Origin of the sequence: Microbulbifer harenosus (genome assembly GCF_005771435.1) — a bacterium.
GTDB lineage: Bacteria > Pseudomonadota > Gammaproteobacteria > Pseudomonadales > Cellvibrionaceae > Microbulbifer > Microbulbifer harenosus.
Map to the genome: position 1 here is coordinate 48,890 of NZ_VANI01000010.1, position 15,495 is coordinate 64,384.

At 60.9% G+C, this 15,495-nt stretch carries 17 protein-coding genes; 3 read left to right on the top strand and 14 right to left on the bottom strand.

The genetic code is table 11. The features are described 5' to 3' along the window. Positions 1–3 precede the first annotated feature (3 nt). The 14 genes from nusB to FDY93_RS09805 all read right to left on the bottom strand — a co-directional run bounded on the left by nusB (position 4) and on the right by FDY93_RS09805 (position 11,719). On the bottom strand, positions 4–444 hold the full coding sequence (nusB, locus tag FDY93_RS09740; protein WP_138235556.1) for a transcription antitermination factor NusB: 441 nt from the start codon (positions 442–444) through the stop codon (positions 4–6). A 16-nt stretch (positions 445–460) separates the two neighbouring features. After that, the gene (gene ribH / locus FDY93_RS09745; RefSeq protein ID WP_138235557.1) at positions 461–931 is read right to left on the bottom strand and encodes a 6,7-dimethyl-8-ribityllumazine synthase; all 471 of its coding nucleotides are present in this window, start codon (positions 929–931) and stop codon (positions 461–463) included. A 107-nt stretch (positions 932–1,038) separates the two neighbouring features. Beyond that, positions 1,039–2,154 carry a bifunctional 3,4-dihydroxy-2-butanone-4-phosphate synthase/GTP cyclohydrolase II gene (gene ribBA, locus FDY93_RS09750; protein WP_138235558.1) on the bottom strand — a complete coding sequence of 372 codons (1,116 nt, stop codon included), beginning with the start codon at positions 2,152–2,154 and terminating at the stop codon, positions 1,039–1,041. Between the two features lie 123 nt (positions 2,155–2,277). Beyond that, complete coding sequence (locus FDY93_RS09755) at positions 2,278–2,940, bottom strand: riboflavin synthase (protein ID WP_138235559.1); 663 nt, start codon at positions 2,938–2,940, stop codon at positions 2,278–2,280. A gap of 154 nt (positions 2,941–3,094) precedes the next feature. Further along, the gene (ribD, locus tag FDY93_RS09760; RefSeq protein WP_138235752.1) at positions 3,095–4,204 is read right to left on the bottom strand and encodes a bifunctional diaminohydroxyphosphoribosylaminopyrimidine deaminase/5-amino-6-(5-phosphoribosylamino)uracil reductase RibD; all 1,110 of its coding nucleotides are present in this window, start codon (positions 4,202–4,204) and stop codon (positions 3,095–3,097) included. A gap of 14 nt (positions 4,205–4,218) precedes the next feature. After that, positions 4,219–4,695, bottom strand: a complete 477-nt coding sequence (gene nrdR, locus FDY93_RS09765; protein WP_138235560.1) for a transcriptional regulator NrdR — start codon at positions 4,693–4,695, stop codon at positions 4,219–4,221. A gap of 145 nt (positions 4,696–4,840) precedes the next feature. Beyond that, the gene (gene glyA, locus FDY93_RS09770) at positions 4,841–6,103 is read right to left on the bottom strand and encodes a serine hydroxymethyltransferase (protein ID WP_138235561.1); all 1,263 of its coding nucleotides are present in this window, start codon (positions 6,101–6,103) and stop codon (positions 4,841–4,843) included. Between the two features lie 250 nt (positions 6,104–6,353). After that, positions 6,354–6,848: a porin family protein gene (locus FDY93_RS09775; protein ID WP_220446153.1), complete on the bottom strand. Its 495-nt coding sequence runs from the start codon at positions 6,846–6,848 to the stop codon at positions 6,354–6,356. Between the two features lie 93 nt (positions 6,849–6,941). Further along, the gene (locus FDY93_RS09780; RefSeq protein ID WP_138235563.1) at positions 6,942–7,724 is read right to left on the bottom strand and encodes a heme ABC transporter ATP-binding protein; all 783 of its coding nucleotides are present in this window, start codon (positions 7,722–7,724) and stop codon (positions 6,942–6,944) included. Between the two features lie 10 nt (positions 7,725–7,734). Next, complete coding sequence (locus FDY93_RS09785; protein WP_138235564.1) at positions 7,735–8,796, bottom strand: FecCD family ABC transporter permease; 1,062 nt, start codon at positions 8,794–8,796, stop codon at positions 7,735–7,737. Positions 8,797–8,918: 122 nt separating this feature from the next. Further along, complete coding sequence (locus tag FDY93_RS09790; RefSeq protein WP_171018952.1) at positions 8,919–9,785, bottom strand: heme/hemin ABC transporter substrate-binding protein; 867 nt, start codon at positions 9,783–9,785, stop codon at positions 8,919–8,921. Between the two features lie 40 nt (positions 9,786–9,825). After that, positions 9,826–10,266, bottom strand: a complete 441-nt coding sequence (locus FDY93_RS09795) for an ExbD/TolR family protein (protein ID WP_138235566.1) — start codon at positions 10,264–10,266, stop codon at positions 9,826–9,828. After that, positions 10,263–10,952, bottom strand: a complete 690-nt coding sequence (locus FDY93_RS09800; RefSeq protein WP_138235567.1) for a MotA/TolQ/ExbB proton channel family protein — start codon at positions 10,950–10,952, stop codon at positions 10,263–10,265. The genes FDY93_RS09795 and FDY93_RS09800 overlap by 4 nt, the downstream gene beginning before the upstream one ends. A gap of 71 nt (positions 10,953–11,023) precedes the next feature. Beyond that, positions 11,024–11,719 carry an energy transducer TonB gene (locus FDY93_RS09805; protein ID WP_138235568.1) on the bottom strand — a complete coding sequence of 232 codons (696 nt, stop codon included), beginning with the start codon at positions 11,717–11,719 and terminating at the stop codon, positions 11,024–11,026. A 274-nt stretch (positions 11,720–11,993) separates the two neighbouring features. On the opposite strand from FDY93_RS09805, the gene FDY93_RS09810 reads away from it, so the two are divergent. From FDY93_RS09810 to FDY93_RS09820, 3 genes are all read left to right on the top strand, one after another. Continuing rightward, positions 11,994–14,039, top strand: coding sequence for a TonB-dependent hemoglobin/transferrin/lactoferrin family receptor (locus FDY93_RS09810; RefSeq protein WP_138235569.1), 2,046 nt, complete (start codon positions 11,994–11,996; stop codon positions 14,037–14,039). Positions 14,040–14,323: 284 nt separating this feature from the next. Then, positions 14,324–14,836, top strand: a complete 513-nt coding sequence (gene hutX, locus FDY93_RS09815) for a heme utilization cystosolic carrier protein HutX (RefSeq protein WP_138235570.1) — start codon at positions 14,324–14,326, stop codon at positions 14,834–14,836. 14 nt (positions 14,837–14,850) lie between these two features. After that, a complete protein-coding gene (locus tag FDY93_RS09820) occupies positions 14,851–15,405 on the top strand; it encodes a HugZ family pyridoxamine 5'-phosphate oxidase (protein ID WP_138235571.1) in 555 nt (184 codons plus the stop codon). Positions 15,406–15,495: the final 90 nt, after the last annotated feature.

Consider the following 15,495-nt stretch of genomic DNA (forward strand, 5'->3'; position numbering starts at 1 on the left):
GTGTCAGCCTTTATCGGCTTTGACTTCGACGCTGCGTTCTTTTGCCGCAACCTTGTCGAGAATGCCGTTGATAAATTTGAAGGCGTCGGTGGGGCCGAATTTCTTGGCCAGCGCAACGGCTTCGTTGATGACGACCTTGTAGGGTACGTCGACGCGGTTTTTCAGCTCGTAGGTGGACATGCGCAGTAGTGCGCGGGACACCGGGTCGAGTTCTTCCACGCTGCGGTCCAGATACTGCGCATAGGTGCCCTCGACGTCGTCGAGGTTTTTGGCCACGCCGTGGAACAGTTCGCGAAAGTAGGCCACGTCGGTTTTGCTCATGTCGTTGTCGGCATGAAACTCGGCTTCGATGGCATTGAGGCTGGCGCCGGCCATCTGCCACTGGTAAAGCGCCTGCATGGCGTAGTGACGGGCTTTGCGGCGGGCGGATGCGGTTACGGTCATTTCAGTCGTTTCTCAGTCAGATTTTGCCCAGCAGGGAAACCATTTCCAGGGCAGTTTCTGCGGCTTCGCAGCCTTTGTTGCCGGCTTTGGTGCCGGAGCGTTCGATGGCCTGTTCGATGGAGTCTACGGTCAGTACACCGAAGGTCACTGGGATGCCGGTGTTCATGGAGACCTGGGCGAGGCCTTTGGTGCATTCGCCGGCGACGTATTCGAAGTGCGGGGTGCCACCGCGGATAACGGCGCCAAGGGCGATAACGGCATCGAACTTTTTGGTTTCGGCAATTTTCTGCGCGGCCAGCGGGAATTCGAAGGCGCCTGGGGCGTAGTAGATGGTGATGTCTTCATCTTTAATGCCTTTGCGACGCAGGGTATCCAGCGCGCCGTCTTTCAGGCTCTCCACTACAAAGCTGTTCCAGCGGCTTACCAGCAGTGCGAATTTGCCGGTGCAACCTACGAAATCCCCTTCGATGACTTTGATATTGCTCATGACGTTTTCCATTTAATTTTTTGTTGTCCTGTAGGAGCCTGCTTGCAGGCGAACAGTTCGGATTCTGGATCTGTTCGCCTGCAGGCAGGCTCCTACAGGGAGAGATTTTAGATCTCTTCCGCGTTCAGGTATTCCTCGACTTCGAGATCGAAGCCCGAGATTGCACTGAACTTGAACGGGGCGCTCATCAGGCGCATTTTGCGCACTTTCAGATCGCGCAAAATCTGCGAGCCGGTGCCAACCTGCTTGTATACCAGGTCCTGGCTCGGGCGCTGCTGCTTGCCGCTGATCAGCCAGTCGATGCTCTCTTCGATTTCATCGGTGGTTTCGTTGTGGCAGATCACCACGACCACGCCCTTGCCTTCCTGTGCGACTTTTTTCAGTGCGCTGCGGAAGGTCCAGGGGGCGTATTTCTCGTCGCCGCGACGAAGGCTGAACACATCGCGCAGGGTACTGGCGACGTGGACGCGCACCAGGGTCGGCTCTTCCGGTTTGAAATCGCCTAAATAGAACGCGAAGTGGCGTTCGCGACGGGCTTTGTCGAGGTAGGTGCGCAGTTTGAAGTCGCCGAATTCGGTATGCACCTTGCGCTCGTTGACGCATTCGACGGTTTTCTCGTTCAGCGCGCGGTAGTTGATCAGGTCGGCAATGGTGCCAATCTTGAGGTTATGCTGCTGCGCGAATTTTTCCAGGTCGGGACGGCGCGCCATGGTGCCGTCTTCGTTCATGATTTCTACTATGGCAGCGGCGGGTTCGAAGCCGGCAAGGCGCGAGAGGTCGCAGCCGGCTTCGGTGTGACCGGCGCGGCTGAGTACGCCGCCCGGCTGGGCCTTGATCGGGAAAATGTGGCCGGGTTGCACGATGTCGGACGGCTTGGCATTGCGGGCGACGGCGGCGCGAATGGTGCGCGCGCGGTCGGCGGCGGAGATGCCGGTGGTGACGCCTTCGGCGGCTTCGATGGAGACGGTGAAGGCGGTGTTGAACTGGGCGCCGTTTTCGCGTGACATAAGCGGCAGGTCGAGCTGCTTGCAACGCTCGGCGCTGAGGGTCAGGCAGATGAGACCGCGGGCGTGGGTGGCCATGAAGTTGATGTCTTCCGGGCGGACCTGCTCGGCGGCCATGACGAGATCGCCTTCGTTCTCGCGATCTTCGTCGTCCATCAGGATGACCATTTTGCCCTGGCGGATATCGTCGATCAGTTCTTCAACGCTGTTCAGTTCCATAACTCTCTCAAATCGTGTTTGGAAATTTTTTCAGCCACAATTTCTCGTAGGAGCCTGCCTGCAGGCGAACTTTTGTGGCACTGTTCGGTTCGCCTGCAGGCAGGCTCCTACAGGGTGCTTCGTTTAGGCCTTGTAAAACCCGTGTTGGGCCAGGAATTCCATGGTCAGGCCGTCGCTTTTGGGCTTGGCCGCGGCATCCCCCAAGAGTAGTCGCTCGAGGTAGCGCGCTATCAGGTCCACTTCCAGGTTCACCTTGGTGCCCGCCTGATAACCACCGATCACGGTTTCCGCGATGGTGTGGGGCACGATGGTGAGTTCGAATTCGGCACCGTCCACCGCATTTACCGTAAGGCTGGTGCCATCCACAGTGATGGAACCCTTGTGAGCGATGTATTTGGCCAGCTCATCCGGGGCGCGCAGACGGAACTGTTCGGCGCGGGCGGTGGTTTTGCGCCACACCACTTCACCGATACCGTCCACATGACCGCTCACCATATGCCCGCCCAGGCGGGTCTGGGGCGTCAAGGCCTTCTCCAGGTTGACCCGGTCGCCGAGCTTCCAGTTTTTCAGGGTCGCCACCGCCAGGGTTTCAGCGGATACGTCGGCCCAGTAGCCGTCGCCGGGCAGATCCACGACCGTCAGGCAGACGCCGTTGGTGGCGATGCTGTCGCCGAGTTTGACGTCGGTGAGATCCAGCTTGCCGGTATTCACGCGCAGGCGCAGGTCGCCGCCTTTGGGCTGCAGCGCGGTGATGGTGCCAACCGCTTCAATGATTCCAGTAAACAACCCGGGCACTCCTAAAAATTGTCTTTTCCCGCGAGGGCGTCGTCAGCTCCGTGCTCGGATCCTCATGTATTCATATACATTCCGGTCCTGCGCGCGGGGCTTTCCAGCCTCACGCGAAAATCCTGCTTTTTAGAAGCACCCTCGCGCCTATCAGTCACCGCTCAATATCCGTGGTGGCGGTGATGCGCCAGTCGTGGCCGACCGCGCGCATGTCGGTAATGGTGATGGGCAGCATCGAGCCCATGCGTTCGATCGGCAGTTCAAACAGCGGCCGGGCGCTGGAGCCGAGAATCTTGGGGGCCATGTAGACGATGATTTCATCCACATGCCCCTGGTACATGAAGGCACCGGAGAGGGTCGCGCCGCTCTCGATCAGCACTTCATTGCACTCGCGGCGCGCGAGCTCCTTTAACAGTGCGCCCAGATGTACGCGGCCGTCTTTGTCCGCGTCCAGTACCAGCACTTCGGCGCCACTCTTCTGCAGCCGCGCGCGGCGCTCCGGGTCCGATGCCTCGGTAGTGACCACCAATGTGGGGGCGTCGCCCTGCAATATAAAGGCCTTGGCCGGGGTGCGCAGTTTGCTGTCCACCACCACTCGCAGTGGTTGTTTGTGTGCCGCAGCGGCGGCTTCGTCCGCCGGCAGGCCCATCTCTTCCGGACGCAGGTTCATGTTTGGGTTGTCGTGGCGGACAGTATCAACGCCGGTGACGATGGCGCAGCTGCGTGCCCGCAGGCGCTGCACGTCGGCGCGCGCGGCGGGGCCGGTGACCCACTTGGATTCGCCACTGGCCATGGCGGTGCGGCCGTCGATGCTCATGGCGGACTTGCAGCGCACCAGCGGCAGACCGAGGGTCATGCGCTTGATAAACCCGGGATTCAGCGCGCGACAGGATTCTTCCAGCAACGGGCCTTCCACTTCAATGCCCGCATCGCGCAGTTTCTGTAACCCATTGCCACCCACGGTGGGATTCGGGTCTTCCATGCCGTAAACGACTTTGGCGACACCGGCGGCAATCAGGGCATCGGCGCAGGGGCCGGTCTTGCCACGGTGACTGCAGGGTTCCAGGGTCACGTAGGCGATCTTGCCGCGCGCCTTCTCGCCCGCGTCCTCCAGCGCCTCAACTTCCGCGTGGCCTTCGCCCGCGCGTTTGTGCCAGCCTTCACCCACGATATTGCCTGCGCTGTCGGCAATCACGCAGCCGACGCGGGGGTTGGGCATGGTGGTATAAAGGCCGCGCTCGGCCAGCTGGATGGCGCGGGCCATCAGTTCACGAGGGCTCACCCGCGCTCCTCGCTCTTGGCCTTGCGGGTATTGAGGCGTTCGATCTCATCACTGAAGTCGCTGACGTCCTCGAACCGGCGATAAACGGAGGCAAAGCGCACGAACGCCACCTGATCCAGTTCCCGCAGCTGTTCCATGACCAGCTCGCCGATATGCATGGCGGGCAATTCGCGCTCGCCGGTGGCCTGCAGGGCGTGCTTGATCTGCGCGACGGCGGCTTCCACCCGTTCGGTGCTGACCGGGCGTTTCTCCACGGCGCGCTGGATGCCGGCGCGGAGCTTGTCTTCGTTGAAGGGCTCGCGCTGGCCGTTCTGCTTGACCACGCGCGGCAGCAGCAGCTCGGCGGTCTCGAAAGTGGTGAAGCGCTCGTGGCACTGCAGGCATTCGCGACGGCGCCGCACCTGATCGCCATCGGCGACGAGGCGTGAGTCTACGACTTTGGTTTCTTCTGCGCTGCAGAATGGACAGTGCATGAGGAGTGAGCCCTTTGGAAAATGGGCGGCAGTTTACCACACAGGTGGCCATTGACCGCATTTCAGGCGATCTTGCGCCGCACGCGCCAGCCGCAAACAGAAACGGCCCCAAATGGGGCCGTTGTCTGCAGCGAATCGCGGGCGATTACTTGTAGACGGGGAAGCGGGCGCAGATTTCCAGCACCTTCCCTTTCACGTCGGCGATGGTAGCCTCGGCGTTGCCCTTCTCCAGCGCGTCGAGGATGTCGCAGATCCAGTGGGTGAGCTGCTTGGTCTCTTCCACGCCGAAACCGCGGGTGGTGATGGCCGGAGTGCCCACGCGCAGGCCGCTGGTGATGAACGGGGAGCGCGGGTCGTTGGGAACGGCGTTCTTGTTCACGGTGATGTTGGCGTTGCCCAAGGCCTCGTCCGCGTCCTTACCGGTGTACTCCTTGCCGATCAGGTCCACCAGCATCAGGTGGTCGTCGGTGCCGCCGGACACGATGTTGATGCCGCGATCCAGGAAGGTGGCCGCCATGGCGCGGGCGTTTTCCACAACCTTCTTCTGGTAGGCCTTGTACTCGGGGCTCATGGCTTCCTTGAAGGAAACCGCTTTGGCCGCGATCACGTGCATCAGCGGGCCACCCTGGCCGCCCGGGAATACCGCGCTGTTCAGCTTCTTCTCGATCTCTTCGTTGGCCTTGGCCAGGATAATGCCGCCGCGGGGACCGCGCAGGGTCTTGTGGGTGGTGGAGGTCACCACATCCGCGTGAGGGATCGGCGACGGGTAGACACCCGCAGCCACGAGGCCCGCCACGTGGGCCATGTCCACCATCAGGTAGGCGCCCACCTTGTCGGCGATGGTGCGGAACTTGGCCCAGTCCATGATGCGGCTGTAGGCGGAGAAGCCGGCCACGATCATCTTCGGCTTGTGCTCCAGCGCCAGGCGCTCCACTTCCTCGTAATCCACTTCGCCGGTTTCCGGGTTCAGGCCGTACTGCACGGCGTTGTAGATTTTGCCGGAGAAGTTGACCTTGGCACCGTGGGTCAGGTGGCCGCCGTGGGCCAGGCTCATACCCAGCACGGTGTCGCCGGGGGCGCACAGGGCCTGGTACACCGCGGCGTTGGCCTGGGAACCGGAGTGCGGCTGGACGTTGGCGTAGTCGGCACCGAACAGCTCTTTGGCGCGCTCGATGGCCAGCGCTTCCACCTTGTCGACGTATTCACAGCCGCCGTAGTAGCGCTTGCCCGGGTAGCCTTCGGCGTACTTGTTGGTCAGGCTGGTGCCCTGGGCTTCCATGACAGCCGGGCTGGTGTAGTTTTCCGAGGCAATCAGCTCGATGTGTTCTTCCTGGCGGCGATTCTCTTCCTGAATCGCGCTCCAGATGTCGGCGTCGTAGGAGGCGAGAGTGACTGATTTATCAAACATGGTAATCCCTCGGATAAGGCGCAGATCGCGCAAGCATAATCTCGGCAAGGGCATTTACCGACCCGTTTGTGACCGGCCCGCCCCAGAAAGCGGCGCATTGTACACCAAGGGGTAGCCCGCAGTGCAAAGGATGCACGTGAAACAAATTCAATTCAGTGCCGGGTTTTGTTCATGTTGAAGAATCCCGCAGGCCACAACGCAAAACGCGGCCCGGAAGCCGCGTTTTCTCGCTGCCGTGACGCAATAGCGATCAGAAGCGGAACACCAGCGAACCGGAGAAGAAACCTACATCCTGTTCCACGATGGTGTACTCGGTTTCCAGGTTCAGGTTTTCACTGAGGTTGAACCCCGCACCCACCCCCAGTGACAGGCCGCTGTCGTCCGCGCCGTACCCTTCAACGTCGACATTCTCATTCAAAAAGCCGAGCTTGCCCTTGAAGTACACATCGCCCTGGCTGCGGTAAGTGCCGTAGAGCGCCACGGTGGTCAGCGAATATTCCACTTCGCCTGCAGAGTAGTAATAGTCGTAATCAAAGGTGCCCTTGACCGCAGAGGTGGTCACTTCACCCTCGACCCCCCAACCAGACGCCCAGCTGTAGCCGCCGCGAACACCGACGTTGAACGGGTTATCGCCGTCGATATCGACATTCATCAGGCCGCCAACAGCACCCCAGTAGCCACCTTCCGCCGCCTGAACAGTGGCGGAGCAGCACACCATGGCCGCAACGGCCAACGCTTTCTTCATCATTTGAGCCCCCAGAAATTTCTGTCTTGTTATTGGAGGCGACATTCTATTGGAATCAGTTCGGCGCCAACAGCCCTGTGGGATTACACGCCGTTACAGCAGCGCGCGGTAGCCAGCCACATCCACCAGCTGTCCGCGGTAGCCGTAAACCTGCTCTACCAGTTCCGGCTGCAGCAGCTCCGCCGGGTTACCGTCGGCCTGTACCAGACCATTGGCCAGCATCACCAAACGATCGGCGTAGCGGGCGGCGAGGTTGAGGTCGTGGAGCACGGTGACCACCGCGGTATTGTCGCCGGCCACCTCGCGGGCGAGCGCCAACACGTCGTGCTGGTGTTTGAGGTCGAGGGCGGAAGTGGGCTCGTCCAGCAGCAGGATTTTTTTGTCGCCGGCGTCGGCAAGGCTCAGTTGTGACAGCACCCGTGCCAGCTGTACCCGCTGCTTTTCCCCGCCGGAGAGACTGGGGAAAAGCCGGTCGCGAAGGTGCCACACGTCGGCGCGCTGCATGAAGTGCCCGATGCGCTCTTCCTGCTCCGCGCGCGACAGGCTGCCGGGGGCAAGACCCAACTGCACCACTTCGCCACAGGTAAACGCAAAATTGAGGTTCGAGTGCTGTGGCAGCAGGCCGTAGCGCCGCGCCAGTGCGCGGTGGTCATTCTGACGGCGGTACCAGTCCGCCTGCGGGCGGCCGAACAATTGGATGTTGCCGCGGTAATCCAGTTCGCCGCTGATGGCGCGCAGCAAAGATGTCTTGCCGCAGCCATTGGGCCCGAGCAGCGCGGTGACTTCACCGCAGGCAAAGCCGAGGGAAATGTGTTCCAGCAGCGGCGCGGTCGCGCGGGGATATTGGATGGTGAGGTCGGTGACTTCGAGCAACACGGTTGTCCCCTCAGAATATCTGCTGGCGCTGCTGCCACAGCAGATAAATGAAGAAGGGCGCACCCAACAATGCGGTAATGATACCCACCGGCATTTCCGCCGGCGCCACCAAGGTGCGCGCCACGGTATCCGCGAGCACCAGCAGCAGACCGCCGGCGAGAACACTATAGGGAAGCAGATAACGATGGTCGGGCCCGCGCAGCAGGCGAATGGTATGCGGGACGACAAGGCCAATAAAGCCGATCATCCCAGCCGCAGAAACCGCAGCCCCCATGGCAATGGCGGTCAATACGATCATCAGTTGCTTGAGCCGCACTACATCCACCCCCAGATGGCGGGCTTCGGATTCTCCCAGCAGCAGCGCATTCAGCGCCGGAGCGCGCCGCCACAATAACGCGCCGCCAATCATCAGGACCAATGCAGACACGGCCACCGTTCCCCAGGTAGCACCGCCGAGGGTACCCATTTGCCACAGGGTGATATCCCGCAAGGCGCGGTCATCTGCCACATAATTGAGCAGGCCGATCGCCGCGCCCGCCAACGCATTAATCGCAACACCGGCCAGCAACATCATTACCACCGACTTGCCGCGATCGCCGAGACGATATACCAGCCAGGTAGACAGCGCCCCGCCGAGGCTGGCCGCAAGCGGCAACAGAAACCATTGCAGGTCCTTGAATATGCCACCGGCAAATGTGGTCAGCGCGGCACCGCTGGCAAATACCAGCACAAACGCGGCCCCCACACCGGCCCCAGCAGAAACACCGATAATTCCCGGGTCTGCCAGCGGGTTGCGGAACAACCCCTGCATAACCGCACCGCAGAGTCCCAGGGTGCCACCTACCATCAACCCCATTACGAGTCGCGGCAGCCGGATTTCACCCAGCACCAGTGCGTATTGCTCGGGCACATCCAGCTCAAGAAAACCGGGCCAACTCCAGTGGATCAGGCCTGCCAGCACATCCCGCCAGCCGATAGTCATGGCGCCCACTGCAAGGGAGACACAGCTGCCAAGCAGCAGCAGTGCGACCAGTGCGGGCAGCAGGCTTTTATCACTCAGACGGAATTCCAACGGCGGGTTACCTCAAGAACGGGCGCGGATTTTTTGTAGGAGCCTGCCTGCAGGCGAACGTGCAGCACCGATGCACCGCGATTCGCCTGCAGGCAGGCTCCTACAGGAATGTGCTCTTTCGATCATTTAGCAACGAATTTTTCGTTCAGCTTTTTCGCCTCTTTGAGGCTGGCGAGGCCAATCCCCCCTAGCAGTGCATAACCGTCCACGGAATAAAAAGCACTGCGCTTGCCCGCCGGGGTCAGTTTTAGTAGCGGCTGCCACTGCAGCAACTCGGCACCACCGTTCAGCTGCTCCGCCTGATCGCTGGAAAACAGAATCCAGTCCGGGCGCAGCTCCACCAGTGCCTCATCCGACAGTTGTTTATACCCTTCAAACGCCACCGCATTCACACCGCCGGCGAGGCGGATCAGGCTGTCGGGGCTGGTGCCCGTGCCTGCGGCCTTTAGCCCGCGCCCCTGCTGTGCACGCACGAACAAAATGCGCGGCGGTTGCGCCAGCGCGGCCCGCGCCGCAGTAAGTGCCCGCAACTGCGCCTGCACGGATTGCTTGATGGCCGCCGCCGGCTTGTCCAGCTCCTGTGCTAGCCGATCAATATTGCGAAGCAGCTCCTCCCCGTTCCCGGCCTCAGGCAGTTGCAGGATTTTTACGCCTGAATCCTGCAGGAGTTTCAGGGTAGTCGCCGGCCCCATGTGATCGCCCCCCACTAGCAACTGCGGGTTCTGCGCCAGCAGCCCCTCCACCGGTAACTGGCGGTAGTACCCCACCACCGGCAGCGGGCGGAACTCCGCTGGTAGGCGGGTGGAGGAATCCACCGCGATCAGGCTGTCGCCGCCGCCGAGTGCCAACACCAGTTCGGTGATGGAGTGGCCGGCACTGATCACCCGCTCAGGTGCCGCGGCGGCGGCAGCCCCGGTGAATACCAGCGCGGCGGCCGAGAAAAAACAACAGAGTGCACGCGTCAGCGGCTGGAGGTTTGAAAGCGTCATAGTTCGAGTCCCGTCGATAAACATGGGGGTTGCGGATTACTTACCGTGCATCCGCCGCGCGGGGGTGTAGGGCGATTTCCGCCACTTCCACCCCTTGCTTCTGCAGCAGCGCAAACAGATCCAGCATGCGCTGCACCGGCACATTGCGATCAGAAGCCAGCGCCACCGGGCGCGCAGGCTCCGCCACCAATTCCGCCAGCAGCGCCTGCTCAAAATCCACCTGATTACTGTAGCCACGATCATTGATACCCCACAGGTCGGGGCCGCGGTTTGACAGCGAGACAGTGAGCGGGTCCGTCGGCATCGACGAAGCCGCATGCTCGCTCGCCGGCAAATCCATCGGCAGCGATGGCAGACGCATATTTGCGGTGAGCAACAGGAACACCAGCACAATAAAAATTATGTCCAGCAGCGGTGTCAGGTCCGGCGCCAGGTTGGCAAGAGAAAACGCCCGCTCGCCCGGGGGATTGATATTGATCATCGCGCCGGCACCGCAAGATTCACCGGCGCAGGCGTGCAGGTATCCGGGGTTTTACAGCAGGGGTCCACCCCCTCGAGCCACAGATTGCCGCGATTGAACAGATACTCGAGATCCGCCACCACCCGGTCACTCCATATCGCCAGCAGGTGCGCGCCGGCGATGGCCGGCAGCGCCACGATCAGACCGGCCGCAGTGGTACTGAGCGCCATACCAAGGCCATCCGCCAACAGTGCCGGCGTCACCGGTTCATTGCTGCCAGAAAGACCGGCGAACATCCCGATCAATCCCAGCACTGTACCCAGTAGCCCCAGCAGCGGACTGATGATGCCGATCACCATCAACAGACGCAGGCCGCTGTGTAGCTGGCGGCGCTGATCCTGCAGCCACACCGCTGCGATTTCCTCGCGCTGCGGCTTGTCCATATGGCGGTGCTGCAGCAACAGCGCGATGGCGCGGCTCGCCAGTGCGCGCTCCTGTTCACACTGCTGTGCCAGCTGGTCCAGGCCGGATTCCTCGGTGCACTGCAGGCGCTTGAACGAGCCGCTGATACCACGGTGTGCGGTGCCCAACAGCAGCCACAGGCGCTCTCCCAGCAGCGCCAACGCCAACGCCGACACCAGCAGCAGCGGCCAGCCCACAGGGCCGAGCTGGGAAAAAAGTTCAGACCAGGTTTGATGCTCGAACATGTCGCTCTCTTGTGTTGACGGTGCCACTGCCTTTCAAGTGGCAACGCGGTAATGCATCACCGATGTATTCCCTACAGCGAAAAGCGGATCGGTAACCGCACGCGCGCAAGGCGCGCACGGCCGTCTTCCCGGTAGGGCAGGAACTCCCACTTTGCCACCGCGGTTAACGCCGCCTGGTCGAGACTGTCGACACCGGACGACTGCAACAACCGCCGCATCAGCTGCGCCCCGGTATGATCAAGCTGCACTTCGACCACCACGGTGCCCTGCTGACGGCGCTGGCGTGCCAGCTCCGGATACACCGGCGCGCCGGGCGGGTGGGCGAAAACCGGCCTCTCCACCAGCACCGGCTCTTCACTCACGTTTCGCTGGGCGCTTTGCGGGATCGGGGCCGCAGCAACATTAGCCTGCGCTTTCACAGCGGAATATGTTTTGCTCCCGGACGTTGAATCCCGCTGTGCGGCAACCTCTTCATTCGCCACCGGTGCCTTTTGTTCCGGCGCTTTCCCGTCCAGTGTCTTCACCGGTTCTTTGTTGCCCCGCTCTTTTTTTGGCGCGGGAACCTCAACCGCTTGCTGCTCGGCAAGCCTTTCCACCGGTTGGGATTCGGTTTCTTGTTCCTGCGTTTCCGCCGCGAGTTTCAGCTGCCCCAACTTCAGCGCCACCGTGCCAGATGGCGCCCGCACCTCCTGTGCCGGTGCCGCCCACAACAGCCACGCGTGCAGCGCAAGGGAGCAGACGACCATCACTGTCAGGCGCAATTTCACGCGCAACCCTCATTCGCATCCGCAGACGCCATAGAAATTCAATGTGAAGTAATCCGGGGCGAACAGGTACGAGCGCCCCAGTTAGTGAACTACGGCAGCGAGCCTAGCAATTTGCCAATTTTTTATCAAATGATAATTGTTTGCATTTACAATCAGATCCTCAATTACTACCGTTCGCCGCAACCGTACCAACCGCCAGCCACAGAAAAAATCGGCGGCCACGGAAACAATCGCACACCAAGAATGGACAATTTCCAGAAAGGGGACACCTTCCATGGGCCAAATCAAGACTTTTACTCTCAACCCTCTGGCCGCCACGGTACTGGCGCTGAGCGCCAGCGGTGTCGCAGCGCAGACCGCCGACAGCGGGCAACCGATCATCCAGTTCGGTGAAGTGGTGGTGGCCGCCGACCGCAACCCGTCGGCAAAAGAGAAAGACCCCAGCACGGTGGTGGTGGAGCGTGTACAACTGGAAGAGCAGCAGCCGGAATCCATTGCCCAGGCGCTGAAATACGAACCGAACGTGCAGGTGGAAGGCGGCCCCCGCTACTCCAACCAGTCCCCGAATATCCGCGGCCTGTCCGGTCTGCGCGTCCTGCAGACCATCGACGGCGCGCGCCAGAACTTCAATTCCGGGCACCGCGGTACCTACCAACTGGACCCGGAACTGCTGAAGCAGGTGGAAGTGAAAAAAGGCCCGGCCTCCAGCCTGTGGGGTTCCGGCGCCGTCGGCGGCGTAGTGGCGATGACCACCAAAAGCTCCGCCGACCTGTTGAAGAGTGGCGATACGTTTGGAGGCTATCTGAAACAAGAATTCGGCAGCAATGGCGATTCCTCCGAGACCACCGCCGCGATCTATGGACTGTCTAGCCGCTTTGATTATTTAGTGAATGGCAGCGTTGCCGATCACGACAACCTGGAAATCGGCGGCGGCGAAGAACTGGAAAACAGCGCCAGCGAAAACACCGCCCTGCTCGCCCGGGCCGGCTTCCAGCTGAGCGACAACCAGCGCTTCGACATTTCCTTCCGCCACAACAACCGTGAGGAGGGTGTGCCCTCCAACCCCAACAGCAATGTGGGCGCCAGCTCGCCGCTGGTGGAGCGCGATATCACCGACCAGAATGTGACCGCCAACTACCTGCTGCAAGCACTGGAAGGCAAACACACGTCAAAGTTCACGCTGTACCGAAACGACACCCAGTTCGACGAGTTCCGTCCGACACAGGGTGAGGGGCAACAGGACAACACCGAAGTACAGACAACCGGTATCGCCCTCACCAATTCTACTGACTGGGCCACCGACGGTTTCGGTGGCCAATGGATTTACGGTCTCGACTGGTATCAGGACGATGTGACCACGGTGCGCGACGGCGATAATCGCCCCGCCAACCTGAACGCCGACACCGACGTATTGGGCCTTTACGCCCAGGCCGACTTCACCTTCGCCGACGTCTTCACCCTGACCCCCGGCGTACGCTACGACCGCTTTGAAGCCAAGAGCCAGCAACTGGCGGACTCCGCCCGCGACGACAGCGCAGTGTCGCCATCCCTCACCGCAGCGGTGAAAGCCAGCGACTGGATGACCCTGACCGCCAGCTACGCCAAGGCCTTCCGCGCACCGGGGGTGGAAGAGATGTACACCCAGGGCACGCACTTCTGCTACTTCGGCCCCTTCTGTAACACCTTTATCCCCAATCCGGATCTGGAAGCAGAGGAGGCCCGCAATACCGAGCTGCGTGCGGACTTCGCCTTCCGCGGCCTCGTCAACAGCAACGACGAGCTGACCGCCAGCGCTGCGGTATTCCGCAACAAGGTGGACAATTTTATTGAGCAGTTGGTGGTGAATCCCCACGCCACAATGGGCTTCCCCATGAATACCACGTACCAGAACGTGGACGAAGCGGAGCTGAAGGGGTTTGAACTCGGCGCCAATTATCTGGTGAACGATCTGGCGCTGGGCCTCTCCTACGGCCAGACCGAGGGCCGCGATCTCTCCGACGACAGCTACCTGAGCAATATTCCGGCAGACAAGTGGGTACTGGACCTGGGCTATTACCTCCTGCAGCGCGACCTGAAGGCGGGCCTGCGCACCTCGCTGGTTTCCGCGCAGGAGCAACTGCCGGAATCCGAGACCCGCGAGTTCGACAGCTACACCCTGGCTGACGCCTACGTGACCTGGGAGCCGGCCACCGGCAGCCTGAACGGCCTGAAACTGGCCCTGGCGCTGGACAATCTGGCAGACGAGGAATACCGCGTGGCCTTCCAGGAACTGTATATGCCGGGCCGCAACATTAAACTGTCCGCGAGCTACCGCTTCTAATTTCAGCACAGGATTTAGCACGACCTGAGCGGCCCCAGGGGGAATGTTCCGGCAAACGATTGCCGACAGGTTGTTTGCCGGAGCATTACCGCTGGGACCGCGCCGCTACGGAGCGCCATTACCCGTGAGTTCCACCCCACTACGGAGCTCCACTACAAGTGAACTCCGTATCCCGCCGAATCAGCGGTGGCCATTGCGCAAACAACCTGTCGGCAATCGTTTGCGCAATGGCCACCACTGCTTCGGCTGGTTTTGTGGTTACTGAAATAGTTTTGGAATTGCTTATGCAAGAGCAGATAAAAGAATTACTCGACAGTGAATCCGGCTACACGCTGGAAGAGATGGCGGACAAGCTCGACACCAGTGTGCGCGAGATCATCGCCCAGCTACCCGCGGAGATGGCCTCGCTCGCTGGTGGTGAATACGTCTGGAATTTGATTGAAGAACTGCCCAGCTGGGGCAAGGTCACCACCATCGTGCAAAGCGAGGGGTCGGTATTCGAGTTCAAGGGCGAGTTCCCCAAGGGCAACATTGCCCATGGCTACTACAACTTCATGCATCACAAAAGTCCTTTCCATGGCCACCTGCTGGTGGACGGCATTGTGGAAGTGGCCTTTGTGAGCAAGCCCCACCGCGGCGCGGAGAGCCATTCCATGGTGTTTCTCGCGTCCAGCGGCAACTGTGCCTTCAAGGTATTTCTGGGCCGGGATACACAGCGCCAGCTGATTCCGGAACAGGTAGCGCGTTTCAAACAGTTAAAGCAGCAGCTGGCAACCGCCGGCACTGCACATTCCTGAGGGGGAATCTGACCATGAGCGAACACAAAGCGACACAGGCTGAACATCCAAAAACTGAGGACGGTGCAGATCTGGTGGCGGAGGTGCGCGATTTTATCGCCACACGAAGACTGCTGAACCTGGCGAGCCTGACGCCAGACGGCTACCCGCACGCGAGCACGGCGCCTTTCCTGGCGGCGGATGGCAACTTTTACCTGTTTATTTCCGATCTTTCCGAGCATGCGGCGAACCTGAAAGCGCATCGTAAGGCTTCTGTGATATTTAATGCGGACGAGGCGGATACCAGGCAGGCGTTTGCGCGCTTGCGGGTGACGTTCAACGTGGAGGCGGGAATGATCGGTCGCGAGCTGCCGTTATGGCGGGAGCGCATTGAGCAACTGCGGGAGAAGTTCGGACCGGTGATGGATCATCTGAAAAATCTCGAGGATTTCCACCTGTTCGAGTTGAAGCCAAGCGCAGGCCGCTATGTAAAGGGTTTTGGCCAAGCGTATGCACTGGAAGGTCTGGAAAAGCAGGTAGCCCTGCACCTCAAGGACGGCCACCGCGAGAAGGACAGCGACGCGGCCTGATCTTTGCGACGTGATCCAGCGAATCCGGTGGCGGCAAAAAAACTGAAACGCAACTGCAATCGTCAGTTGCTATTTTGGTAACAAATAACC

What these genes read in the sequence shown, in the direction of transcription:
- nusB (WP_138235556.1), bottom strand. Translation starts at nt 444, where the DNA reads ATGACCGTAACCGCATCCGCCCGCCGCAAAGCCCGTCACTACGCCATG.
- ribH (WP_138235557.1), bottom strand. Translation starts at nt 931, where the DNA reads ATGAGCAATATCAAAGTCATCGAAGGGGATTTCGTAGGTTGCACCGGC.
- ribBA (WP_138235558.1), bottom strand. Translation starts at nt 2,154, where the DNA reads ATGGAACTGAACAGCGTTGAAGAACTGATCGACGATATCCGCCAGGGC.
- ribD (WP_138235752.1), bottom strand. Translation starts at nt 4,204, where the DNA reads ATGGCCCGCGCCATCCAGCTGGCCGAGCGCGGCCTTTATACCACCATG.
- nrdR (WP_138235560.1), bottom strand. Translation starts at nt 4,695, where the DNA reads ATGCACTGTCCATTCTGCAGCGCAGAAGAAACCAAAGTCGTAGACTCA.
- glyA (WP_138235561.1), bottom strand. Translation starts at nt 6,103, where the DNA reads ATGTTTGATAAATCAGTCACTCTCGCCTCCTACGACGCCGACATCTGG.
- FDY93_RS09775 (WP_220446153.1), bottom strand. Translation starts at nt 6,848, where the DNA reads ATGAAGAAAGCGTTGGCCGTTGCGGCCATGGTGTGCTGCTCCGCCACT.
- FDY93_RS09790 (WP_171018952.1), bottom strand. Translation starts at nt 9,785, where the DNA reads ATGACGCTTTCAAACCTCCAGCCGCTGACGCGTGCACTCTGTTGTTTT.
- FDY93_RS09795 (WP_138235566.1), bottom strand. Translation starts at nt 10,266, where the DNA reads ATGATCAATATCAATCCCCCGGGCGAGCGGGCGTTTTCTCTTGCCAAC.
- FDY93_RS09800 (WP_138235567.1), bottom strand. Translation starts at nt 10,952, where the DNA reads ATGTTCGAGCATCAAACCTGGTCTGAACTTTTTTCCCAGCTCGGCCCT.
- FDY93_RS09810 (WP_138235569.1), top strand. Translation starts at nt 11,994, where the DNA reads ATGGGCCAAATCAAGACTTTTACTCTCAACCCTCTGGCCGCCACGGTA.
- hutX (WP_138235570.1), top strand. Translation starts at nt 14,324, where the DNA reads ATGCAAGAGCAGATAAAAGAATTACTCGACAGTGAATCCGGCTACACG.
- FDY93_RS09820 (WP_138235571.1), top strand. Translation starts at nt 14,851, where the DNA reads ATGAGCGAACACAAAGCGACACAGGCTGAACATCCAAAAACTGAGGAC.